This window comes from Gardnerella sp. c10Ua_31 (assembly GCF_055700915.1).
Genome location: NZ_JANUYG010000002.1, coordinates 557,493 through 583,424, shown reverse-complemented (window position 1 = coordinate 583,424; position 25,932 = coordinate 557,493). Strand labels below are relative to the sequence as shown.

Here is a 25,932-nt window from a genome sequence, read left to right as displayed (position 1 = left end):
ATCAAACGCGATTAAACGCGATTTGAGTGAACAGCCCAAGCTGCGCCAATCAAAGGAGCAGACCCACCAAGCTTGCCCTTAACAATCGGCGTACTTTTAATCAACGTTAAAGCAGAGTCTTCAAACCCAGCGCGCATAGCATTCCACCAAATATCGCCAGCTTCTACAACAGACCCCGAAAGCACAATCACATCTGGATCTATAAGATTCGCCATTCCTGCAACGCACTGCCCCAAGGCCCTGCCGCTTCTAGCCAGCGTTTCTTTAGCGTGCTCATCCTGCCCAGAATTTGCGCGCACACAAACCTCGTAGCCGTTTTGCGCAAGCTCGGTTCCTTGTGGAAGATTGCTGTTGTAAAGAGTCGCCAGCCCCGTTCCCGATGCCACTGGCTCAATGTGACCCGCATGCGCTCCGCAAGAGCAGTCAAAGCCAACTCCCAAATCACTAACAACGTGGCCAGCGTGGCCTGCAACTCCGTGCGCGCCCGTAAACAGCTTGCCGTTTACAATAATCGCGCCACCAATTCCAGTGCCTATGCCAACAGAAAACACAATCGACTTTCCGCTGCCTGCTCCGTAAATCGCTTCTCCAAGGCCGTGACCACCAACGTCGCCAATCATATAAACTGGCAAATCGGTTACGCGCTTAAATGCGTCGTAAATTCGCTGACCTCTCCAACCTGGCAAAATGTCGGTAGCTGCTACGATTTCGCCAGTTTTACTATTTGGCACTCCTGCAGCCGCTATTCCAATTCCGCTGATTTTTTTGCCACTTTTCGCCGCATCTTCCAATATTTGCTTTGCGCGCGCTACTAGGCGATTCTTTATATCTTCTCCGCCTTTTGCAGCTTCGGTTGGCATAGAGCCATAGTCTTCTACTGTTGGAGACGCACAATCTGCGCTTTCTTTGCCAAAGTTAGACTCTGCGGACCCTGTAGGCCCTGGTAAAGTCACCAATCCGTACGCGATTTTTGTTCCGCCTATGTCAAAAGCAAGATACGTAGAGCGAGAATCTTTTACTTCGTCCATAACAATTTCCGTTTTCTTTCTTGCGTTTGCGACCTTATTTTTACTATTTACTCGACTTTACCTATTTACTCACCCTGCGCAGCGACCACAGCATCATGAATGCGCGCCAAATACCCCAAGCGCTCTTCAACGCTCGCGTCTTGCGGAACGCACACTTTTGCGCCCAAATAGTCGATTGCGTAATCGTCTTTTAGCGCCTCACGAGTGGTTTCTTGAATTTCTTTAGACGTCATTAACGAAGTCGGCTCATCTGGGTTCATTGGCAAGTGGCCATCAATCCACTCGTATCCGTATTGTGTTGCATCTGGACCAGCTCCCGAGAACATTAATCCTTGCAGAACGCCAGCCTGCCTTGCAGCTCGCACGTGCTCCACTGCCGCTTGAGCATTTCGCTCTTCTACAACGCTTCTTCCCCAGTTGACTGTGATTCCAACTCCAGCATCTTTTGCAATTTGAATCTCTTCTTCTAGAGGCAGGAATCCTTTTTCTGGATTTTGGCTTTCAATATATCTATCGCAATGCTCAATCACTAGCTTTGCTCCACACCAATCGAGCTGCGCGAGTTCTTCTAACGACTTTTTCATTGCATCCGCCTGAGCTAAACGAGTTGGCGCTGTGTGGATTTCTACATGAGATATATCGCAGCTATCTCTAATGTCTACAACGTTTGCGATTGCTTCGCGAATATCCTTAAAGAAAGCCAGCGCGCGATGCCTGCCTTCTTCACTTGGGCTTGCAAGTCCAAATTCTGGGTCTGGGTCAAAGTTTATGTGACGCATTGTTCCTGGAATTGCCGTAATCGTATTTGCATGCCAATGCGATGGTATTGCGCTTGCTAGCCACGCGCGATTTTTTGGATCTGCCAAATCTCCTGGGTATGGAATCTCCGTTCCGTCAATCCAGCTTTGCTTACCCAACAAATCGTAGTATTTTTCTTGATCCTCGCGAGTTTTTGGCAACGATGCGTATGCGCCTACAACAAATTTAGCTTTCAGCATGATATCCTCCTTGAAATCGTAGCTGATTTGTATTCTGATTTGTCTTTCGACTTATCTTTCGATTTGTCTTTTGATTCGTAGATTACACCAATATCACTACAATTCGTCAGACGTCTGATAAATCTTTGTACTTGCGACTAAATTGTTTTCAAACTAAAGCAGCTTTTGTAAAAACATTAAATTTGATAAATTTGTAAGGTTGAGTCAAATTTATTGAATTGCTCTCAATAAGACTTTCCAAATCGTCAAAATAAAACTGTATAAAGTAAGGATTGTGGTATGAGAAAGGTAAGTACTATTCGCACAATTAGTGGAATTGTATTAACTTTTGGATTGGTTTTTTCGTCACTGCTTGGAATTCCCGCGTTGACGTCAACAGCAATTGCAAGTGAGACATTGCCATCTACCACACCTCTTACCGCACAAACCGCTCACGACATTTCAACTGGCAGAATTCGCCTAGAAAATGGCCAAATTGACCAATTGTTGTATGGAAAGCCAGCTCTAGATCCAAATGAAGACAGCGATGGCGATGGCCTTAATAACAGCGAAGAGCTTTACACATACACAAAAGATGGACGAACCTACTACGGATACAAGTCACATCCTTTGATTAAAGACACTGATGGCGACGGATTAGACGACAAAGACGATAAAAATCCTCGCAGGTGGGATATTAGCTCTCGCGATATGGCTCTGTTTATGGAACTTGCGTATAGGGAGGATAATTACGTAAATAAAGTGCTTGACGACAAGCATGAGCTTACAGAGATTTACAAAGATCGCAACGAATATAAGCTTATGCATAACGAGCTTGCGCCATATTGGAAAGTAAAGAAAACATACCACGAGTCCGATGGCTTTGACGCTGTTCTTTTTGAAAATGTTAATCCTGAATACCCATTTATTGAGCAAAACGGCGTGCAAGTTCTTGGAATCCGCGGAACTCAAGGAGCAAAAGATGCAAGTCTAGACTTAAAGCTATTCTTTGGCGGCGAAATTAGCCAAGCAGTTACTACAGAAAAACTTATGGATGAATTAAACAATAATCATTTAGCAAGCAATCTGTACGTTACTGGCCATTCTTTAGGCGGATATTTAACAGAACGTGCGCTTGTTTATGCTAAGCGGAAAAATTACGATTGGTTTACTAAAGCTTATACATTTAATGCTCCAAAAATTAAGGGAAGCATTTTTAGGCCATCAATGAAGAAACGAGCCGAAGAACTAAACGAACTTACTAAAAAAGGTTACGCTGAGCATTATGCCACAAAGAAAGATACGCTTATAAGCTTTATTGGTCATGTTGATGGTGCAAAAATTATAGACACTGGAAACAATGGTCACAGTTCACGTAACTTCCTAGATAAAAAGATGGACAATCAGCCAGGATTTACCGTTGGAAACAGAAAACAGATTGATAGCACTGGAACAGTAAACCCAGGCGTTACAAAAGTTAAAGAAACTCCAAAGCCTGCAGAAGTAAAGCCTTACGAAGAAACTTACAAGCCAGAAGTTAAAGAAATTCTTCTTGCAAACAACGAGCCTTTACCAAGCGATTTTAAGGATGCTTTAGCAAACGCTAAGAATCTTCCCCAAGGAGCAACTTTTGAAGATGTTACAAATCGCGATTTAATTAACATCTCTAAAGCTGGAGACTATACAGGCAAGCTTAAGATAAAAATAAATGGCACTAAAACGATTGAAAAAGAATTTACTATACGCGTAGTAAATATGCCAGAAGTCACCGTTAAAAGCGATGCCAACCTTCGTTTTGAGCTAAATTCTACATTCCCTAACGATTTTGACGCTAAGAAATATCTTGATGGAGTACCTAGTAACGCTAAAGTTTCTTTGCTCAATACGCCAAATATGAACACTAAGGGCGTACAAAACATTACTGTAAAAGTAAGCTTTGTTAACGGCACTAAGCGAACGGTAAAGATTCCCGTAAAAATCTATGAAGCAACGCCTTGGGCAAATTTGACTCCAGCACAAGAGAGCATTCCGTGGACAGAACTAACTCCAGCAAAGAAATCAATACCGTGGACGGAGCTAACGCCAGCGAAAGAAGTAATCCCATGGATCAACCTAACTCCAGCAACGCCAGTAACGCCAACACCAGCACCACAACCAGAGCCTAATATTCCTACACCACCTCAACCTCAACCTCAACCAAATCCACAGCCACAACCAGAGCACCCACAGACTCCAGTTCCACCTACACCGCAACCAAATCCAGAGCCTGCAAACCCTACAAACAATACAACGCCGCAGACTCATCAAACTCATCAGCCAACCCCAAATGTGGAATCTCATGAGCCGCCTAGCGAGACTAATAGTCCACAAACTCCTAATGCTAACAATAACTCACCAAGCAAAAGCTTTGTGGAAATTAACAACAATACAGAATCGCTCACAAATCAGAAGCAGGCACCAGAATCAACAGAAGTGCCAGAAGCACCAAAGAGCATTGCTGATTTGCTGCCAGAATTAACCAACACTCTAACTGTTGGAAACAATAACATTGCTTATGCAGGAAAGAACAATCAGATTACTGTTTCTCTAAACACAACAGCAGAATTCATGCGTAAATTGCAACTAAACAAAGCAGTAAAAGCATACGCATACATTTATTCAAGCCCTAAGCTTCTTTATAGCGTAAATGGAACAAGGCATGTAACAGTTCACATCAACAAACAGGGCAAAGCAATATTTGATGCGATTATTCCACAAGAATATAGCGGCAATCACACTATTGTTCTTATCGACGAAAATGGCAAGCAAGTTGCATGGACTAATGTGTTAGTAAAGAAAAACGAATCTTTGCAAAATAATTCTTCAAGTGGAATTGTTTCATCGCAAACACATAGTGCTAGTGTAAACAACAAGCTTCCTAATACTGGAATACAAGTGATTCCAGCTGTTTTTAGCACTGCATTAATACTGTTTGTTTGCACAATCATTACAGCTGCAAAAAAATCACATCTAACTAAATAGCTAATGCAAAAAACTAAATACTAGATACTAGATAAAGACCAGCTTGCAAACAACCAAGCTGGTCTTTATTTATTCACTCAAATGCATTGCATTCCCACAGCGCGCTTAATGGTATTGCCCACAGATTATCTGCCCACTGCATAATTTTTTGACCCATATAAACAACATATCCGCGCTTAAATTCAGGTTTTTTAGAAAGAGCTACAAGCCCCTTAAAATCGTTACGATTCACCATGCTAGAGCTTTTTACTTCCACTCCAACCAGATTCCCACGGAAGCTTAGCACAAGGTCAACTTCTTTAGGACTGCTACCAGTTTCACGCCAGTAGAAGCAATCTGGATGCGTTTTAGACCATTGCACAGCAGGCATAATCTGATTTACAACAAAGCTTTCTAGTAAGTTCCCATACGTAACGGGATCTTCCAAAGGATTATGACCCTTACTGATCATTGTTTGAACACTTAAAGACGTATCGACTGGGTGTATTTTTGCTCTAGTAAAAGTTTGACGATTTGGCGCAGTTTTTATATTCGGTAGATAATTTATTAAGAATCTACGCAAGAATACGCTAATGTAACGCTCAATGGTTCGCCTATCTAAAGCAAGATCTTGACCTATTGAACTCGTATTAAGAATCCCACCAGGCTCACATAGCAACTTATTAAGTATGCTAACAGCCATGCTTCTGTCTAATCGTTCTCCTGGAAGAATGGTATCTCCCAACACTGCAAGAATATCGTTTGAAACAAGCTTTTCTCTCTCCCAAGCCTCGTAAGAATCATATGATTGCTGATATTCTGGGAATCCTCCCGCAGCCATAATTTTATATACTTCTTCTCTGCTTATTTCTTTTTCATATTTAAGATTTGGATTACTTTCTATAAGACTATCTACAATATTTCTACTATTTTGAGTAATTTCACACTGCGTAAAAGGACTCATTGTAAAATGCTGAGCGCGTCTAGCAAGAGGATCTTGACCATCTAGTCCATTGCGATTTATAAGTGCACTACCTGTTAAAACATATTGAAGACTGTTTTCCGTTGAATTATCAACTATTTCTTTTATTGCAAGAGGCAAATTTGGCAGCCTTTGCGCTTCATCAATAACAACTGGAGTACTAAGATTTTTTAGCCAACCATATAAATCTGTTGATGCAAGCACAAATGTATTTTCATCCGCAAGGCTCACGTATGAGAATCCTTTAGATACAAGCTGACGCTTTGACATCATAGTTTTACCTACAGCTCTTGCGCCTTCAAGAATCACGACTTTTCGTTTTGATTGAAGAATAGAATCAGCAATTGGTCTAGGAAAATATGCGCTCATAAAAATAAGTGTACACAAAAACGTATTTTTTGTACATTCAATGTACAATTTTTTATACATCCAATGTACAAAAACTACGATTTACACATCTCTCGTCTAATATCACACACAAAATTCATACCAAAATCAAGGGCCCGAAGCCCCAAAAGTGTGTAAAAAAAAATCATGTCTTAGACCTTGCAATACAAGCGTTTTGCCACAATCGAATCTGGGCTATTCTTTACTTGCAAAATCATTCTAAACAAAAATATTCAAACACTTAGCACAGATTCACGTTACTAGTTTTATCAATCACTATTGTTCCGATAAATTAAATATGTTATTCCGCTACTGTTTATGTTATTCCGATAAAACGTTAAAATATAATAAAATGCAACAATGATTAAAGGTATTTTATGTACATAACAGTAAAGCAAGCTGCTGAAAAATGGGGCATATCAGATAGACGAGTAAGAATTCTATGCTCCGAAGGGAAAATTCCAGGAGCATATCAGGAAGGAAGATCCTGGAAAATACCATATGACGCATCAAAGCCAACCGACGGAAGATATAAAATTAGCGAATCGCTAATTCCAATCATAAAAACTAAATTAGAGACCCTTAAAACAAGAAGACCTCTAACTGAAGGAGAATTAGAAAGACTTAATGAAGAATTTCTAATAGAATATACATACAACTCAAACGCAATTGAGGGAAACACTTTAACACTGCGCGAAACAGACATGGTTCTTAGAGGACTTACTGTTGATCAAAAATCATTAAAAGAACATCTAGAAGTTATTGGCCACAAAGAAGCCTTTGATTATGTAAAGCAGCTTGTTAGCGAAAATAAGCAGATAAATGAAAAAGTTATAAAAGACATACATTATTTAGTTTTAGCCAACAAGAGAGAAGATAGAGGTGTTTATAGAAGAGTTCCCGTTCGAATTATGGGAGCTACACATGAGCCACCACAACCATATTTAATCGCTTCAAAAATGGAAGAATTATTGAAAAAATACAAAAACAGCAATGAAGATATTGTTACTAAACTTGCTCGTTTTCATATAGAATTCGAAAGCATTCACCCTTTTATTGATGGAAATGGAAGAACAGGAAGATTGCTGGTCAATTTGGAGTTGATGAAAGCAGGGTACCCACCAATAGATATAAAATTTACTGATCGCTTGAAATATTATGAAGCTTTTGATGAGTATCACGCAAAACATAACGTGTCTGCCATGGCAAACATGTTTGCAAGATATTTAAATCAAAGACTTGATTTGTATTTGTCTATTTTAGAGTAGTGGCTATTTTTAATTAAAGCTACGCGCAATTGGCTTTACTGTTATTTTCTCAGATAGTTGACTGAACTATTAACAGCACTGTGGTCGAATCTCAGACTTGGCCACAGATTCTGATTGGCCTATAATCCAATATTTATACAAATGCATTGCGCTGCAAGCGCGCGATTATAAAACTTGTATACACAGCACATTCAATGTACAAAAACTACGATTTATACATCTTTTGTCTAAATATCACACACAGAATTCAGACTGAAATCAACAAATCACAATCAAACCAAACACAACATATAACAAACATAGCCTTCTGAATCTTAATTAAACTCAGAAGGCTATTATTATTTGATAAACTGTTTAATCTAGTTATTTTACATAGCTATTTTTTTACTCTTAAAAATAGTTATAGCAGCAATACTTACAACAAGAACAGCAAGAACAATCAATGGCGCCGCAAAATAATTTGTGTAGAATTCACGCACATCAACATCTACGGAATTGATAGTCGCAGCATAAGTTATATACGACAATACGCCTAATACAACATCAATAATTGCATATGAGCACGCGTTTTTATACAATTCTTTAACTGATTTGCTGCTTTTAACCCAAAGCATTACAGACAAAACCAAGCCTATTAACATTGATAAAACCGCAACAAGTGCAAACAACATATCTAACATAAAAACCTCCTGCCCAATTAAATCCTCTTCCATAGAGGATTTAATACGATTTTAATTTAACTAAGATTTTCGTGTCAATATTAAAAAAAAAATTATAGAATTTTGCACATTATTTTCACATTTAACGTACTTCTAAGACATAAGAACAAGCCACAAACGTTGATATATCAACGTTTTCTACATGGAGCGGACAACGGGAATCGAACCCGCCTCTGAAGCTTGGGAAGCTTCCATTCTACCGATGAACTATGTCCGCATGTTCGGTTGCTTGCGACTAATCCTCCAAAATAATCTGCCTGCAAACAAGCAAATAAGTGCCAAAGAATCAATCTAAAAAGCAAACCATCTAAGAATATCACGCTCCGCTAACCGCTACAACTCCGCCAGAAACGCCTTTGCTGTATTCAGCATCGTATTTAGTGCCATTCTTAAAACGAAACACGCTATCTCTATCTGGCTCAACGTAATCTACTTCTCCACGTGCATCTTCTTGCACAAGACTTTCCATCTTACTAGACATAAGCATTAAAGAGTCAACTCGCTTGTTAACATCTGGCTGCCTAGAAAACAGCTTTAAAAGCTTGGAATCGTAGTTTGCAAACGGATTTACAATCATCAGTGAAGCAATAGCTTGCACTCCCCCGAATGCAAATCCATCTTATGCATCTTAACTCCGTAGGAAATTTTGTTTAGAGCAGAAGCTAAAGCCGCAGGGTCGCCAGTAAGCATACTTGCACTTCGATCTGCATCCAGCTCGCGCACTCTAGAAATCGCAAGCTTAACAAATAGAGAACCAAGCGGCACAAAAATGGCACTTAAAACCTTGCCAATAACTTTTAGTACAGGGCAACGCCTTTTAGCAGATTTTGCACACTCACTTCCCGAATACATAAGCACGTACCCAAAATACGTAACAACTGTTGCGATTGCAGATGCAACCGTTGAATTCAAAATATCGTGATTATAAACATGAATAAGCTCGTGGCTTACAACGCCACGCAACTCGCGCTCGTTTAGAATATTCAAAAGACCACGAGTGCAGCAAATTGTTGCGTGACGCTCGCTTCTACCAATTGCAAAAATATTCGGACTATCTGTTGGAGCAACATAAATGCGCGGCATAGGCTTTTCGATTTGCGCAGAAATCTCGCGAACAATGCCGTATAAAACAGGTTCGTCATTCTCGCTAATTTCGCTAGCACGCATAATGCGAGTGGCAACTTTTCCAGAAAGCCAATAAGCACATAAGCTTAAAATTATTGCAATAATTGCAAACCAAACCAGCATCGACAAACGCAATCCAGCAACAATCCACAGCAAAGCAGCAAATAGCCATATTAGCGAAAACAACACTACTGTTTTCAAATTGTTGCAATAGCGCATACCCATGTTGCCAAACATGATTTTGATTTTAATAATCGCAACTGTAATTTTGCTGAATGAAAACTGTATATTTAATGTTTATGATTTAACACACTTAAAACAGATGAATAAATGTTGAAAAGTGGCCACTTTCTGCGCAATTTGGCTACAGTTTAATGGCCACTAATCAATGTTTACTAATCAATGCGTACACTCAATATAAACTATTGTTTAATTTCCGCTATATCCATAAGCATTTGTTTAGATACGACTTTTTTGCGAGCGCGATTTTCCGCTAATCCAGATTCCACCTCGAAAGCATCAATCCTCTTCCACCCTTCAAAATCAACCACTTTGACTCCTCTAGATTTAAGAAGATTTTCAATAGACTTAGGATCTCTATCTGTTGCCAATCTTCCAGGAAGTGCAGGAATCTCAGAAAGCGCAGGAAGCGCGGTTTCACATTCTTCGGTCGAGCTTTTTGCCAAGTCTTCCAGCATATTTTCAACAATTTGCAGAGCGTCCGACTTTGTAGAGCCAATCAAACCGACTGGTCCTCGCTTAGCCCAACCAGTTGCATACAAGCGCGGGCAAACAACCCCATTTTGCGCAGAAGTTAAAATCCTGCCATCGCTGTTTGCAAGAAGCGCACGAGAAGAGTCGTAAGCAACTCCACTAACCTGCGCAGGCTTATATCCAATCGCATGGTAAACCGCCTGAACTGGGTATTCTTCAAACTCGCCAGTGCAAGTCATTTTGCCATCCGCGCTTGTAGATGTGCGCTCTACTCGAATCGCACACACTCGCCCATCTTTGCCTAAAATCTCAACTGGATTTGCGTTAAAGTGAATAATGTAGCGCCTATTTGCAGTATTGCCCTCAAAGTCAACGTTTCCACCATCTTCCATATCTTCACTCAAATCGCGTATAGCAAAAAGCTCTTCTACCATTTGTCGAGTCAATTTGTCTTTTCCAGCAACATCAATTGTTTCGTCGTCCAGGTCAAAATCGCTTTCGTTTACAACTATTTGCACACCAGAAAGCTTTTCCATCTCACGCAATTCTTGCACGGAGAATTTAGCTTGAGCAACGCCTCGTCGAATAAACAAGTGAAGTGTTTTAGCCTGGTTTTTAAGTAAACCATTGTAAACGTCGTCGGAAATATCCGTGTGCTCTCTAAGATAATCAGCATCTCGCAAAAGCTCGCGCGCAACATCCATAGCAACGTTTCCGCCGCCAATAACAGCCACTTCGCTTGCATCAAGCGGCCACGTACGCTCGCTGGTAGGATATCCGTCGTACCATTCCACAAACTTTGCAGCGCCATACACGCCGTTCAACGATGCTCCTGGAATATTAAGCGGCTTATCTTCTACAGCGCCCGTAGCAAAAAGAATTGCGTCGTAGCGCGGCAATAAATCTTCTAGTGTAATATCTTTGCCAAATTCAACATTCGCATACAAGTGAATATTTGGATTATCAAGCGTTTTAGCTAATGCATCTGCAATAAATTTTATACTCGGATGGTCTGGAGCAACGCCATATCGAACCAGGCCAAATGGCACTGGCAACTTTTCAAATAAATCGATTCTAGCGGCCGTACCCAAGCCCATGCCGTCGCCTAGTTTTTTAAGCTGACGAAGAAAAATATCTGACGAGTAAATTCCAGCAGGCCCCGCGCCAATAACTGCGATTCGCAATTCGTGCGAATCCGCATTATAATTCGTTTCCATAAATTTTCCCATGTTATTATTCAAATTTTGTATTCAAATGTTGTTATTTAACTTTTGTTATGTTAAAACATTACATTTTGCGTGTTTCGAGCATTCTTAAGCCTAATCTTTTTGAAGATTTACATAATCGCTTCCTTAAATGCTCCACTACTTAGACTAGCGCCTTGATTCATTCAAGAAAAGAGCAAAGTGAATATTGTCACTTATGCACATTTATTGCTTATACGCGATTGCGCTTATCCACATATTCGCATTTACACATATAAACTCTTGATACTTATGCACATATTCGCATTTACGCTTATACGCGCAAAATCACGCACGCTTGCCTTTCAATGCTGTTAGCGCCCACAAAATTGACACAACATCAATCATCTCTTGCATCATAGCTCCAAGAACGGCAGGAATCAGCCCAAAAGCAGCCGCAATCATGCTTATAACAGCCAAACCAATTCCCAACATAACAGCTTGAATCATAACTCGTTTTGTGTGTTTTGCAACGCTTACAGCGTTTGCTACAGCATAAATGTTGTTATTCATAATCACAACTTGCGCGCACTCCGAAGCAGCTGTATCCGTGCCATCTGTTAAAGCCACGCCAATGTTTGCTGCAGCCAAAACTGGAGCATCATTTACACCGTCTCCAACCATCATTGTTACGCGCTTATCTTTTTTCTTATGCATAAAGCTGCTAAAACCGCCAAAACTGCCGCAATCTTCTTCGCTTTTATAACCACTATAGTGCTGTTTTATGCACTCAAGCTTGTCTTGTGGCAGCAAATTAGCCTTTACTCGCTCAATACCAACGCTTTTTGCTATTGTTTGAGCAGCCTGCAAGCCGTCTCCCGTAAGCATGCTTATTGAACGAACTCCAAGCTCCTTTAACTTTTGAATCGTTGATTTTGCATTTTCTCTAGGCACGTCTTTTAGGACGATTCGACCAACAAGTTTGCCATCAAAAGAAACGTATGTTGCCATTTCGTCGGCAGCAAGTTTTTCAAAATTATTTTCTATATTTTCTATATTTGCACGTTTGGCTTTATCTTCGGTTGCTTGCGACTTTTCCTCGAGGCAGCCAGCTGGCGCATTCAAAACGTAGCTTTTTCGCCCAACTCTAACGTTTACGCCATCCACACTTGCGCATATACCTTGCCCAGCAGTTTCTTTAACACCGCTTATAACTGGGTATTCTCGCACGCTTGGAAGTTGCGGAATAGCAGATGGATGCGCGTTTTGCCAAAGATCTGCTCCAGCTTTTGCAATTCCTCCTGCAAGAATGTGCTGCGAGTAGGTTTCCAAAACGCCTGCAAACATTAGGATTCTATTTTGCAACTCGCTATTTTCTCGATTTGCGCTATCCTTGCTATCTGCGTCATCTTTATGATTCGCTAAATCCACTCTAACAACTTGAGGCTGCTTAACAGTAAGCGTTCCTGTTTTGTCGAAGAAAACATCACTTACACAACTTAATTGCTCTAAAACATCCTGACTTTTTACAACAATCCCAAGCTTTGCAAGCCTTCCCGTTCCTGCCATAAATGCCACTGGCACAGCGATTAATAGCGGGCAAGGCGTAGCTAGCACCAACACTTGCGCAAATCTTAAAGCCTGACCAGATGCAGCCCAAGCGCTAAATGCAATCACAAAAGAAATCACCGTAAAAGGCACGGAAAGCATATCCGCAAATCGAACCACAGCAGCCTTGGAACTTCTTGCAGATTCCACCAACTTCATGATTTTTTGATATTGCGAATTTTGCGATAACTTAGTTACGCGCATAATTAACACAACACCGCCATTTACGCACCCAGACAACACTTGCGCGCCAGCAAACACTTCACGCGGAAGCGACTCGCCATTTATTGCGCTTGTGTCTAAAACCGCAGAACCGCTTAAAAGCTGACCATCTACAGGAACCGTTTCTCCTGGAAGCACAACTATTACATTGCCAATTTTTAGATCTTCAACTGGAACTGTTTTGTATCTTTGCAATTGGCTAGAAGACTTTACATCTTGCAATATTGGGCATTCTTTAGAGTTATTGTTACATTTTTTACACGATTCACAACTAGTAAAATCTTTAGGTTCTTGCAATGCCTCTAGCGAAGATTCATCGCTTACTTTTCTAAAATGATTATGATCAAGCAGAGCACATTGCTCACAAGATTCACCGCACACTATTCCAGGAAGTGTCATTAAATGCGCGGTTTGAGGAGACGCATTTACTAAAAGCGACAGATTTTTTTGCGCTGCATCTTGCGCAAAGTCTTCGATTGCACCGCCTGTAAACACCATTACAACAATCAAATAACTTGCCCAAAATTCGCCTATACAAAGCGTTGCGAGCAATGCAACAAACGCAAGCAAGTCAATTCCAAGCGTGCCATGCGCCAAATCATCAATCATACTTAAAAGCGACTTAGCACATGTGTATAAAACTAAACATGTTATTATACTTTGCCCGATTGTAAGGCTTATTTGCGCATTAAAATCAACGTTTATTAACGAAAGTAGGTGATTTAACTCTTTGCTTATAACTTTGCAAAAATCGAGTATAAAAGTCAGATTAATGGAATAAAACGCCGCAATAAACGGGAACAAAACTAAAACAATTACTAATTGAGGAGCACGACGGCAATACGCTAAAAGTTTACGCATACACTTCCTTACGCTGATCAGGTTAACCGCGTTAAACGCTGCTAACACACGATTTCACGCCTTGTTAACCCATTGAGCAGCTATTTATAACAGCAAACTCAATACACGGCGTAAGAGGTTATATTGACTTAACAAATTCAGTTTATCAAACGGCCTTGATGAGAAGCATTCTCATATAACAAGACGCGTGCAAAGCCAAGTAACACGCGCAAAACGAAGTACTGAGCGCATGTACAAAAAAGGGCTTCTAGCGATTGGCTAGAAACCCTGTTTGTGGAGCTAAGGAGACTCGAACTCCTGACCCTCTGCTTGCAAAGCAGATGCGCTACCAGCTGCGCCATAGCCCCATTCGAAAGAATGATGTTCATTCTATCGTGGGCCCGGGAGGACTTGAACCTCCGACCTCATCCTTATCAGGGATGCGCTCTAACCACCTGAGCTACGGGCCCAACTTGTATGTTGAAAACATACAAGTAGTTAGATTAGCACATGAAACAAAAATGTCAAATAGCAAATCTAAGCGTGTCGCAAAATTATTCTACAAAATTACTCTAAATGACTGCGCATAAACCACTGGAACTTTTCAAGCTGCTGAACATGGTCTTGAATAATATTTGAGCTAACAATATCAAGATTATCAAGCTGTGCAATGGCATTTCTATCGTCCGCAATCATATCGTTGTAATACTCAATTAATGCTTGCAAATATTCTTTGGTGGACTTTCTACCACTAAGAGCAAAACGCTTCCAAGTGCGCGAAGCTACAACATCGTCCGCGCGACCAGATGGCGAGCCTCCAAGCGTTGCAATTCGCTCAGCTGTCTCATCTGCTTGAGCCAAAACTTCACTAACTTGAGGGTCAAGCATTTCGTGAACTGCAATAAAGTCTGGACCCGTAACATTCCAATGCGCATGCTTTAAGACTAAAGCAGCTTCCTGCTCGTGGCTTAAACGATTTTGTAAAACCGCAATAGCTTTTTCGCTAGAAACTTCGTCTAAACCTGGCACAATATGCATTAAAGCCATAGTATCCTCCATTTTTTGTTTTTTATTAATTTTTGTTATTGATTTTGTTCAAATCTTTATTTTGCTCTGTTTTTCTAACTTCAATCGTAGCAATTCTACGACCATCCACTTCTGCAACAGTCATATCGTAGCCATCCGCATCGTGCAAAACAGCGCCAACCTTACCCATCGAGCCTGTGCGAGCCAGAAAATACCCTGCAACCGTTTCGTAAGGGCCATCTTCCAATTCGATTCCAGTAACGTCTGCAAAGTCTTCAATCGTCATTCCGCCATCAACAGTAGCTACTCCGTTTACAAACGCTGTAGACTTGCTATCGCGGCTTAAATCCGACTCATCTGGCAAGTCGTACTCGTCTCGAATATCTCCAACAAGCTCCTCGGTCATGTCTTCAAGAGTTACAATGCCATCCGTTCCACCATACTCGTCAATAACAACCGCAAGATGAACCCCTCGCTTTCTAAGAAGCTCAAGACTTGGGAGCAACTTAGACGTTCCAGGAAGACTTATTCCCTCTCTAGTTACGTCTGCTACTGTTTTTGCGTTTGGATCTTTAACATCCAGCAAATCTCGAACGTGAACAAATCCAATAACATCATCAAAATCCTTGCCTGTTACTGGGTACCTAGAGTACGGAAGCTCGCGAATCTTTGCAGCAGCATCTTCTAGACTTAGTGAGCCATCCAAAAACTCAACGTCTGCACGAGGACGCATGACTTCTGCAACAATCGTCTCGGAAGCGTCAAAAACATCGTCTAAAATCGTGCGCTCATCTTGACTAAGTTTTTTATTGGAATTAACTAAAACGCGCAACTCTTCGTCGGAAACTTCACTTTCTTTTTCGTTTGGATCGAACCCAAGAAGGCGCACAAAACCGTTGGTATTCTTAGCAATCAACCATATTAGGGGCTTGCATATTTTAGAGAACACGTCTACTGCAGGAACAACAGTCCTTGCGATTTGCTCCGATCGCTGCATTGCGATTCTTTTTGGAACAAGCTCAGAAATTACGATTGAAAAATACGATATTATAAGCGTTAAAACAATAGTCGTAAGCGGGCCTGCTACATGTTTTGAAACACCCCAAGACTCCACTAATGGCACAACATGAGGTGCTATTGCAGATTCGCCAAAAGATGCCGAAAGAAAACCAGAAAGCGTAACTCCGATTTGAAGAGTGGAAAGAAAAGTGTTTGGATCGCGGGCGATTTTTGCTACGCGCGCTCCTCGCGCATCCTGCGCTTCCATGCGATCCAGCTGCGACGATCGCAAGTTAACAAGCGCAAGTTCGGTTGCTGCAAATATGGAACCAAACAAAAGGAACACAACAATGAGTGCAATGTTAAAACCCAACGACATACTTGCTATCTTAGTTGAATTTAGCTCATATAAAAAGTGCGTATAAAAGCAATGTTAATAATGTTGATAATATGCGGATAATATGCGGACAATAAACAAATACGCGCAATCAAGTTCTATAGAAATACCCCGAAGGCGCTTTATTCAAATCGCTAGCGGATTCAACTTTAAGAACAATTCCATCTTGCGAATAACCTTTTAGCCCAACTTTCCCAAGGGCTATTTTGGCTTTAACAACAACCCATTGATGATGCTCAAATCGCATATTTTTGGGCATTTGTGCAACAAAACCAAACGGGCTCATATCTAAAATGCAACAAGACATAAACTGTCTAGATATGCGAACTTGATCTTTAGAAAGCGTAGATTCTTTGCTTATAAACCCTTTTACAACAATCGTATAATCTTTGTATTTATCAAAATTATGGTCAATTTCGTTGTACCAATTGCCAAAATCATCGTCTGCAACAACAATTTTTTTATTAACTACATCTAATCCGCTTAAATTTTTTTTATTATTTTTACGATTAGACGCGATTGCTATTGCGCGACCAGAAGCATACTCGTCAAAACCTGCAGACTTTGCAAAACCGCTCGCAAGCGACGATTGAGACATTTGAAGTGGAATCAAAATAATAAGCATTGGCACTACAATTGAAACCATTATTTTTTTGCAATCTTTAGCATGTGCAGGGAAAAGTCCAAAAAGTGAGCAAATTCCCAAAACCAAAAGCAAAATCGCAGCAAAAATAAGATAAGCAAACGCGCGCGGAGTAGTCAAAATTGCATAAGATCCACTTAGAGCACTGTGCATTAAAGTTGCAGAAAAACAAAATAAACACAATGCTTGAATAATGCTTGCAAATGTTATTTTTTTAGACAATTTTGCAGAATTTGCGGAATTTGCGGAATTTATATCACTCACAGCATTACTCCCCACGCAAAATGAACAATAAGCGCAGCAAACAAACAGAACACAACAATCGTTGCAATTAAGCGCAAAACAAAGCTAGTTTTGCAATCTTCAACAAGCATAAGCGTATTTTTTATGTCTAGCATTGGCCCAAAAAGCAGAAAAACAATTACTGAACTCATTGGAAGCGAGGAGGCCAAAGAGCGCGCGATTACAGCGTCGGAACTGGAGCAAAGTGAGCTTGCATACGCTATTAACATCATTGCTGGAATTGCCACAAAAACAATTGTTGTATTAACCTTTGATGCAGGATCTGCACCAAGCCAAACGCGAATAATCGAAGCAACTATCGTTCCAAACAAAATTATTGGCATTAGTCGCATAAAATCTGAATAAATGTGATGTGCGTAAGTTTTCAAACTATTTTTAATACCAGACTTAAAGCTGGAAGAATTTTTATACGAAGAATGGCCACTTTGCGACTTATTGCAGCCGCCGCAATACGCACAATCCGCACAATCCGAACAATCAGCGCGAACTTTTTCCAATACATTTCGCCTTAAAACTTGCGACTTTACAGGAAAAATCACAAAGCTAACACCCACTAAAAGAGCCACACCAACACCCAAAGCCACTCGAGTTACAGCAACTGCTGGAACGTCCGCAAACGCGTACCAAGTAGCCCAAATAGAAACAGGATTTACCACTGGAACAGCGCACAAAAACGTTACAGCACAAGGCAATGGCAGCTTTCGCGCAACAAGACGAGAAAAAGTTGGAACAACAACACAATCGCAAACAGGAACGCACACACCTGCAAAAATCGCAGCCAAAAAGCCGTTTGCAATAGACTTTGGAGCGTGTTTTTCAATAAAATCTTCCGTAACCCATGTTTCTACAGCAGCGGAAACAAGAACACCAATTAGCGTAAAAGGAACAGCTTGCAAAAGCAAGCCAGAAACACCCCTAATAACAGTGTTTACAGGCAACCACGGGTTGCGCGCTTGCAAAGCTGGAAGCATTGCAATAATAAGAGCTACAAAAGGCACTCCTGCAATCAAAAAAAGATAGTTTGCAGAATTTGCTTGTTTTGCTTTACTTGCTTTTTCTACTTGGCTCGTTGTTTTTGCTTCGGTTTCTGTTTTTAGCATGACAACACTTCCACCAAGCCGTCACTCATTCGATACCTTGCTCCAACAAGCATCAAAGCGTCTTTGAAAACAGCTTCGCGAATTATTTGTGATTTTTCGCAAATTTCAGCCAAAATATTAGACACGTGAATACGTTCAATATCATCTGTATCTAAATTTTCCTCAACACCTGCGAGCGCAGCAGGCCCTAAAGAACGCAGTAATATTGACTCGCTCGACTCAATTGTTTCGCTTGTTTTATCTTCGCCGTATTCAGAAACCAGCTTTTGCACGTTCGGCAAAACAGCCTGTACAGCGCCGCAATGCTCATGCCCAAGCACAACCAACACTTTTACCCCCAAATCACTTACAGCGTATTCTAGCGAAGCTATTACGGCATCATCCAACACTTCTCCAGCTGTGCGAACAGAAAAAATATCGCCCAAACCAGCGTCGAATATAAATTCTGGAGCAACTCGCGAATCTGCGCACGAAAGCACAACAGCTCCAGGATGCTGACCGTCAATAAGTTTCATGCGCGATTCTGAATTTACGCCTGCATGATCTGAATTGCCGTCTGCAAATTTGCGATTCCCTGCAAGCATTGCGTTTAATACCGATGTAGCTAAAACTGAATCTTCATTAGCAAAATCTTCGCTGACTTCTTCTTGCATTATTACCTCCTACACTGGCATTGGCAATATTTTCAGTTGCTTAAAGTGTAAAATTTTTGACTTAAAATATATTGTATCTTTCGTAGTAAATAAGAATTTTGTTTAAGAATATAAGCCTATTATCAAAAAGGCTCCCGTATTGCAATTCGCAAATACGAGAGCCTTCTTGATTCAGTAATTTATTAAAATCATCCAGTGTTTTGCAAGCCTGCAGCAACACCAGAAACTGTGCAAAGAATCAAGTAAATAAACTCTGCTTGCTGGCTTTCGCTAAGCTCTTCTTTATCTACCTTGTTGCGCAACTTATGCAATGCAAGTGACTGAATTACAGAAAGCGCGTCCACGTAAGGCGAGCGCACGCGGATTGCCTGGCCAAGCACATGGCGATGTTGCAACGGCCACTTATCTCCAACAATTTGCAAAACCCACTTGCGCGTAAGTTGCATTTCCGAAAGCACCTTATCGCTCAAATCTTCGCGATCTCCAAGGCTTAGATACATGCAAGCAATGCGCTCATCCGTTTTAGCCAAAGACATCTCAATGTTGTCAATAAAAGTGCTGAAAAGTGGCCACTCTTCGTACGCTTTGCGCAAAGTTTGCAAGTCGCCAAACTTTTCGCAAGCTGTACCCAAGCCGTACCACGCTGCCAAGTTGATTCGAGCTTGTGCCCAAGAGAAAACCCACGGGATTGTGCGCAAATCATCCAAAGACTTTGCGCCAAGGCCTCGCTTTGCAGGGCGAGAGCCGATTGGAAGCAAACCAATCTCGCTAAGCGGAGTAACGGTTGAGAACCACGGCGTAAAGTCATCTGTTTGAAGCAAATCAATAAAACGATTATGCGCTGCAACATCAAGCTTTTGAGCCATATCCGCATACTTATGCGTCATCTCTGTGTTTGTTTTCTCCACGCTTGGAGCAGACTGAAGCAAAGTTGCTGCAGCAACAGATTCCAAGTGGCGAATCGCCAAAATTGGGTTTCCGTATCGAGCAAAAATCACCTCGCCTTGCTCAGTAAGCTTAAATCTGCAATTTACTGACCCAACTGGTTGAGCCAAAACAGCACGGTTTGCAGGGCCTCCACCTCGTCCAACAGCGCCACCGCGACCGTGGAACAGCGTTAGGTCAATATCGTGCTTTTTAGCCCACTGAGCAATGCGCTCTTGAGCAGAATGCAAAGCAAGCGTTGCAGAAGTAGGGCCTGCGTCTTTGGAAGAGTCGGAGTAACCGAGCATAACTTCCATCTTGCGGCCAGTGGCCTTTAAGCGAGCTTGAACTTCTGGAATCTTAATGATTTCTTCCAGAACATTAACCGAATTTTGCAAGTCTTCAAGCTGCTCAAAAAGCGGGATTACATCGATTGTTGGCGCATCTTGAGGGTGAGCAAACGCAAGGCGATTAAGCTCAAACACATCGCGAACATGCTGAGCAGACTTTGCAAACGATATAATGTAGCGGCGAGCAGCGCGCATACCATTTCGCTTTTGAATAGCACCAAGCGCGCGGAAAGTGTCTAGAACTTCGCGAGTCATTGGCTGAAGCGGGCCGCGCTCCCCATGCAAACCGTGTTCGCGAATATCTTCCAAAGCGCGAGAATGCACGAGCGAATGCTGACGGAACTCCATTTCCACCATGTGGAATCCAAATGTTTGCGCTTGCCAAATAAGATCTTGCAATGGACCATAAGCCGCGCGCGAATCGCCAGCAGCCGCAAGAGACCTTTGTACAATGTGCAAGTCTTCAATAAAATCTTCGCAAGAATGATACATTATGTCTGTATCTCGGCTAATTGTTCTGTGCAAACGATCTGCCATAACAAGCATAACGGCTCTATGCGGCTCGCTATTGGAAACGTCGGATGCGCTTTCCGTTAGCTGCTCGCTCATTTCTCGCTGGCGATTCCAAAGCTCCAAAAGCTCAACACTTGGAGGAGTTGTGCGCGTTTCCATTGTTAAGCATTTTCCAACTTCACGCGTACGCGCTTCTAGAGCAGCAAGAACGTGGTCGCTAAACTTTCTAGCAACTTGCCTGCTAACTTTTGCCGTAACATTTGGATTTCCGTCTCTATCGGAGCCAATCCAGCTTCCTGGGTGGAAGAACGCTGGGCAACGCGGCGGCACTAAGCCAGCCTTCTTACCTAGCAGCCAATCGTCAAATCTGCGATAAACCAGAGGAATTGTGTTGAACAAAGTGGCGTCAAAAATATCTAGAATCGTGTCTGCTTCTTCAACAGGAGTTGGCTTTTTAAGTGCGATTGGAGATGTACGCAGCAATGCGTCAATCTCGTTGTATAGCTTACGATAATTCTCGCGCTTATCCGATCCACCTAAAGTATTGTGCTTACTTAAAAGCTGCGATATTCTGCGGATTTTACCAGCTACAGCCTTGCGCCTAGCTTCTGTTGGGTGCGCAGTAAAAACTGGGTGGAACTCAAGCTTTGCAAGTAATTCCTTAGCTTGCGCAGGGCTCATTTCTGTAAGCAACTTGTGATATGCGCAAGTTAGCTCGTTCACTGGATCCACTGGATTAGAATCCTCAACATCGCATTCGCGCTGATGAAGCACAGAAACCCTGTAGTTTTCTTCGCAAAGATTTGCAAGATGGAAGTATGTAGCAAACGCGCGCGCAAGCAATTGCATATCTGGCAAATCTATGCCATTGATTTTTTCTACAGCCTTGCTTAATCCGTCGTCTTCTGTTTCTTGAGCATCAAGCATTTGATTAAAGTGTGCTGCACTTGCGTCTACAGCATTTAAGCGCACTTCGTCAAATACGGTTAATAATTTTTCATCAAATTCGCCTAAAACATCGCGCAGAATATGCAAGCACAAATCCATGTCTTGCTTAAGCGATGCTGGCAGTTCGCGCTCCTCGGGACCTTTTCGCCCTAAACCAGACGTTACAATCGTTGCGTCTGCTGGAGTTACCTGTTGATTTTGAGTTGTCATCAGACCTCCTTGTGCTAGTCATAAGGTTGCTTGGTCATTCGACTTCCACGGCTCCTCCGCGGTTATTTAGGTCAAAAGTTGCAAGCCCACAGCCTTTGTTTCCAGCGAGATTCCAAAATAATTGTGAACCGACCTTAGGACTGATTTTTTGTATAAATTTTTTATATAAATTTTTATAGGCAATGCAATGCGTATACTAAAAAATTGTGAGCATAGAAGAGAATAACGCGGATAGCAGCGATAGCAATAGCAGCAATAATAACGGCAGTAACAGCGATAGTAATAAGCCAAAAATACTTTCGACTGGCCATATTGTTGGAAAGCCTTCTGGCCGTTTTCAAACGCACGCGATTCCGCTAGATATGGAAGATGTTGAGCGCGATTGGGATAAACCAGTTACGCAAGCTGGAATTGCAGCAAAATCCAGCATTATTATTCGTGTTGGTGCTTTAGGTTTAGGCGCTGGAACTGGAAGCTACCGCGTTCGCGAGCTTATGCATAGGGTTGGCGAACCTATGGGCGTGAACGTTCGTGCAGACGTTAATCTAACAGATATTGAAGCTACTTGCACAGATAAGCACGAGCGAATTACAGAAGTTGTTGATTTGCCTACTACTGGCGTAAACACTGAGCGAATTTGGTTGCTCGAACATTTTGCAGACTGGTTTAACGTTAAACTTGGAAACGATTCCTTATACCATTCAAAAGCCACTGTTTCCAAGGAATTAGTGGATACTCTTCAAGCTAGCAGTAACGAGAACGCGATTGTTCAAACAGCTAAGCAGTCAGAGGAGAATGCTGCAAAAGTCGAAGAAAAAATGGCAATTCAAGAGGCGATTCGTAAAGAAAAACCTCGCGGAATTTTTGCGCTCCAGCCAGAAAAAACGTATGTTGAGCATTTTTCTCACGTTCAAAATGTCAAGAATGTTAAAAATGCTCAAAATAGCCAAAATAATTTGAATTCAGATCTTAAAAACAATTCCACTACTTCCTCTAACGCAAATCCTGCTGGCGATTTCTCCGCGCCGCTTACAGTTCGTCAAGTTCACGACCGCTTAGACTTAATCAAAAACCGCAAGCCTCTTTATAAACCTTGGTTTGCTGGCCTTGCCTCTGCAGTAGCATGCGCATCCTTCGCATTTTTGCTTGGCGGCGGCGCTTACGATATGCTTGGCGCTTTTATTGGCGCTGGAATTGGCCACTACGTTAGAAGACGCATGTTTATGCATCATCTAAACCAATTCGTTGTAACGTTTATTGCTGTTGCTGTTGGCGCTTTAAGTTGCATTGCTTCTTTGCGCATTATTGGTTGCTTTGACCCTTCTGCTTTGCATCACAATACGGCTTATATTGGCTCTGTTTTGTTTGTAATTCCAGGCTTCCCGCTTATTACAGGCGGCTTAGATATTGCTAAGATTGATTTTCCTTCTGGCATTCAGCGGCTTTGCTACACAATGGCGATTATTCTAATGGGCACTCTTGCAGGCTGGATGGTTGCAAGCCTTGTTCAGCTAGACCCTCAAGGCTTTACTCCGCTTGGCTTAAATCCTTGGCTTAATGCTGTTCTTAGAATGATTACAGCGTTTGCAGGCGTGTGGGGATTCTCCGTTCTGTTTAATTCTCCTCAACGAATGTGTTTTGTTGCTGGAATAATCGGAGCAATTACCGATACTTTGCGCTTAACAATGGCTGATTTTGGCGTAGCTGCAGAGATCGCAGCGTTTACTGGCGCTTTGCTTGCTGGTCTTTTGGCTTCCGCTTGGCGTGCAATTGTGCATAGAGGCTGGGCGCCGCAATACTTGGGATATCCGCGCATTGGTCTTACGGTTCCATCTATTGTGATTATGGTTCCTGGACTTTATATGTATCGCGCAATGTTCTATCTCGGTCAGTTTAATACTCTTCCTGCTTTAGACTGGACTTTCCGCGCGTTTATGGTGATTATTTGCTTGCCATTAGGGCTTGCAGTTGCGCGCGTTATAACAGATAAAAGCTGGCGATACGACATTTAGTCATAAGCTAATAAACATAAAACGCCCAGCTACTACTGGGCGTTTTATTTATGCGCGTTCTATTTGCATGCAATCAAAATATGCAATCAAGAAAGCTTTATCAAGCAAGAATTAATCAATACTTCATATTCATTGCTTCGCGTACTTGATCAAGTGTTTCTTGTGCAATCGCAGCAGCTCGCGCATTTCCATCATGCAAAATATCTCGAATTGAATCCATATCTTTGGCCAATTCCGCTCTACGCTGGCGGTGTGGAGCAAGGAAGTTGTTTACAGATTCAATAACGTACGCTTTTAGTGCTCCTGCGCCCGCGTTGCCGATTTCTTGCGCAATATCTTTTGGATCTCTGCCTGTAACCAAACCAGCAGTAGTCAAAAGCGCAGAAACTTGCGGACGAGCCACTGGGTCAAAAGTAATTGTGCGCTCAGAATCAGTTGGACTCTTCTTAATCAGCTTTGCTGTTTCTTCTGCACTTGCGCCAAGCATAATCGAGTTTCCGTAAGACTTGCTCATCTTGCGGCCGTCTAATCCTGGGATTTCTGGCGTATCCGAAAGAATTGCAGCTGGCTCTGGAAAAACAGGATTCTTCTTTGCGTATCTCTCATTAAATCTGCGAGCAATCGTGCGCGTAATCTCAATATGCGGCAAATTATCTTTGCCAATTGGCACAACATTTGCTTTGCAAAACAGAATATCGCAAGCTTGATGCACTGGGTATGTAAGCAAAAGTCCTGTTAAGGCATGACCAGAAGCTTCCATTTCGGCTTTAACAGTAGGATTTCTATGCAATTCGGCTTCTGTAACTAAAGACAAGAATGGCAGCATAAGCTGGTTTTCTGCAGGCACAGCGGAGTGCGTAAAAATCATGGTTTTCTTAGGGTCAATTCCAGCAGCCATGTAGTCAAGAACAAGGTTTAGCACGTTATCTTCTACGTGCTCAACAGTGTCTCTATCCGTAATCACCTGATAGTCTGCAATAATCACGTTTGTGTTTACGCCAAGATTTTGCATTGCGACACGCTCGCGAATCGAACCAAAGTAATGACCTAAGTGAAGTCTTCCTGTTGGCCTATCTCCCGTAAGCATTGTAAAGGAGCTAGGATTTGCTTTTAGCTTCTCAAGCGTTGCGTCTGAACGTTTTTGAGCTGCCACAAAGCTTGCGCTTATCTCGTTTCCAGCAGCTGTAACCTGTGCTTCTTCTGCCATTTCTAACTCCTTACACACGCAATTTTTCTTGCGATTTTTACGCCTAAAATATGGCTTTTATGGTAAAAGTTCACTCAGACAATATACTCTGTTGCGGCAAAGTGGTACGCTCTTGTGTGATGAATTGATTGTTTCGGTAAATTAGAGGGGGTCAGATGGGCCGCGGACGACAGAAGGCAAAGCAACAGAAAATTGCCCGTAAGCTCAAATACCTGACGACCGATACGGATTACGACGAGCTTGCTAAAGAGCTTAATACTCACGAGCCTGGTCAAGGATCCTTCGATCCGTTTGAATCTGATAGCTACAAGAATGAGGATTATCTAGATAATCAAGATGATTCCGAAAGCTTATCTGTAGAAGATGATTCTAAAGACACCAACACTAATGCTGGTAATGATAGTGTTGATAGCTTGCATGATTCCGTTTCGAGTGGAGATGACGATTTAGACGACTACGCCGAGTGGGCTGCTCAGTCTGCCGCTCAGGCCGCTACTAAAGACAAGTCGTCTAGCAATTCTGGCGTTGTTCATCATCACATTCCTATGCCTATGCCTAGTTTTATGCATAAGAACAAGTAATTTTTGCACAAG

At 41.9% G+C, this 25,932-nt stretch carries 17 protein-coding genes, 3 tRNA genes and 1 pseudogene; 4 read left to right on the top strand and 17 right to left on the bottom strand.

Going from position 1 to position 25,932, the window contains the following annotated elements; genetic code table 11:
* Nucleotides 1-11: 11 nt before the first annotated feature.
* Together NYP55_RS04980 and NYP55_RS04975 are read right to left on the bottom strand one after the other, a co-directional pair.
* Nucleotides 12-1,028, bottom strand: a complete 1,017-nt coding sequence (locus NYP55_RS04980; protein ID WP_472781633.1) for an ROK family protein — start codon at nt 1,026-1,028, stop codon at nt 12-14.
* 65 nt (nt 1,029-1,093) lie between these two features.
* Entirely contained in the window at nt 1,094-2,026 is a 933-nt protein-coding gene (locus NYP55_RS04975) for a DUF4862 family protein (RefSeq protein WP_004131251.1), read from the bottom strand.
* A gap of 279 nt (nt 2,027-2,305) precedes the next feature.
* On the opposite strand from NYP55_RS04975, the gene NYP55_RS04970 reads away from it, so the two are divergent.
* Nucleotides 2,306-5,026: a Rib/alpha-like domain-containing protein gene (locus NYP55_RS04970; protein ID WP_004131249.1), complete on the top strand. Its 2,721-nt coding sequence runs from the start codon at nt 2,306-2,308 to the stop codon at nt 5,024-5,026.
* Nucleotides 5,027-5,099: 73 nt separating this feature from the next.
* Here the strand turns inward: NYP55_RS04970 and NYP55_RS04965 are convergent, their stop codons facing one another.
* Nucleotides 5,100-6,356: an ATP-binding protein gene (locus tag NYP55_RS04965; RefSeq protein ID WP_032815617.1), complete on the bottom strand. Its 1,257-nt coding sequence runs from the start codon at nt 6,354-6,356 to the stop codon at nt 5,100-5,102.
* A 395-nt stretch (nt 6,357-6,751) separates the two neighbouring features.
* Here NYP55_RS04965 and NYP55_RS04960 point away from each other — a divergent pair, with 395 nt between their 5' ends.
* Complete coding sequence (locus tag NYP55_RS04960; protein WP_018616983.1) at nt 6,752-7,642, top strand: Fic family protein; 891 nt, start codon at nt 6,752-6,754, stop codon at nt 7,640-7,642.
* Between the two features lie 368 nt (nt 7,643-8,010).
* On the opposite strand, the gene NYP55_RS04955 is transcribed toward NYP55_RS04960, so the two are convergent.
* From NYP55_RS04955 to NYP55_RS04895, 13 genes and pseudogenes are all read right to left on the bottom strand, one after another.
* A complete protein-coding gene (locus tag NYP55_RS04955; RefSeq protein WP_004131240.1) occupies nt 8,011-8,322 on the bottom strand; it encodes a hypothetical protein in 312 nt (103 codons plus the stop codon).
* A 182-nt stretch (nt 8,323-8,504) separates the two neighbouring features.
* Nucleotides 8,505-8,578: transfer RNA gene (locus NYP55_RS04950), tRNA-Gly, on the bottom strand.
* Between the two features lie 99 nt (nt 8,579-8,677).
* Nucleotides 8,678-9,723, bottom strand: a pseudogene (locus NYP55_RS04945) (M48 family metalloprotease).
* Between the two features lie 185 nt (nt 9,724-9,908).
* Nucleotides 9,909-11,417, bottom strand: coding sequence for an FAD-dependent oxidoreductase (locus tag NYP55_RS04940; protein ID WP_101889591.1), 1,509 nt, complete (start codon nt 11,415-11,417; stop codon nt 9,909-9,911).
* Between the two features lie 315 nt (nt 11,418-11,732).
* Nucleotides 11,733-14,075, bottom strand: coding sequence for a heavy metal translocating P-type ATPase (locus tag NYP55_RS04935; protein WP_415680689.1), 2,343 nt, complete (start codon nt 14,073-14,075; stop codon nt 11,733-11,735).
* 274 nt (nt 14,076-14,349) lie between these two features.
* A tRNA-Ala gene (locus NYP55_RS04930) sits at nt 14,350-14,422 on the bottom strand.
* Between the two features lie 28 nt (nt 14,423-14,450).
* Nucleotides 14,451-14,524, bottom strand: a tRNA-Ile gene (locus NYP55_RS04925).
* 97 nt (nt 14,525-14,621) lie between these two features.
* Nucleotides 14,622-15,101 carry a Dps family protein gene (locus NYP55_RS04920; protein WP_004131229.1) on the bottom strand — a complete coding sequence of 160 codons (480 nt, stop codon included), beginning with the start codon at nt 15,099-15,101 and terminating at the stop codon, nt 14,622-14,624.
* A 25-nt stretch (nt 15,102-15,126) separates the two neighbouring features.
* The gene (locus NYP55_RS04915) at nt 15,127-16,458 is read right to left on the bottom strand and encodes a hemolysin family protein (protein WP_004131228.1); all 1,332 of its coding nucleotides are present in this window, start codon (nt 16,456-16,458) and stop codon (nt 15,127-15,129) included.
* 109 nt (nt 16,459-16,567) lie between these two features.
* Complete coding sequence (locus NYP55_RS04910) at nt 16,568-17,383, bottom strand: TIGR03943 family putative permease subunit (RefSeq protein ID WP_004132407.1); 816 nt, start codon at nt 17,381-17,383, stop codon at nt 16,568-16,570.
* Entirely contained in the window at nt 17,380-18,522 is a 1,143-nt protein-coding gene (locus NYP55_RS04905; RefSeq protein ID WP_004132405.1) for a permease, read from the bottom strand. Before NYP55_RS04905 ends, NYP55_RS04910 begins: the two co-directional genes overlap by 4 nt.
* Nucleotides 18,516-19,175, bottom strand: coding sequence for a carbonic anhydrase (locus tag NYP55_RS04900; RefSeq protein ID WP_115757084.1), 660 nt, complete (start codon nt 19,173-19,175; stop codon nt 18,516-18,518). Before NYP55_RS04900 ends, NYP55_RS04905 begins: the two co-directional genes overlap by 7 nt.
* A 188-nt stretch (nt 19,176-19,363) precedes the next feature.
* Entirely contained in the window at nt 19,364-22,120 is a 2,757-nt protein-coding gene (locus NYP55_RS04895) for a phosphoenolpyruvate carboxylase (protein WP_472781632.1), read from the bottom strand.
* Nucleotides 22,121-22,326: 206 nt separating this feature from the next.
* On the opposite strand from NYP55_RS04895, the gene NYP55_RS04890 reads away from it, so the two are divergent.
* Complete coding sequence (locus tag NYP55_RS04890; RefSeq protein ID WP_472781631.1) at nt 22,327-24,132, top strand: threonine/serine exporter family protein; 1,806 nt, start codon at nt 22,327-22,329, stop codon at nt 24,130-24,132.
* 115 nt (nt 24,133-24,247) lie between these two features.
* Here the strand turns inward: NYP55_RS04890 and trpS are convergent, their stop codons facing one another.
* Nucleotides 24,248-25,339: a tryptophan--tRNA ligase gene (trpS, locus tag NYP55_RS04885; protein ID WP_115757082.1), complete on the bottom strand. Its 1,092-nt coding sequence runs from the start codon at nt 25,337-25,339 to the stop codon at nt 24,248-24,250.
* A 155-nt stretch (nt 25,340-25,494) separates the two neighbouring features.
* Between trpS and NYP55_RS04880 the strand changes: the two genes are divergently transcribed.
* Nucleotides 25,495-25,920, top strand: coding sequence for a DUF3073 domain-containing protein (locus NYP55_RS04880; protein WP_472781630.1), 426 nt, complete (start codon nt 25,495-25,497; stop codon nt 25,918-25,920).
* Nucleotides 25,921-25,932 lie beyond the last annotated feature (12 nt).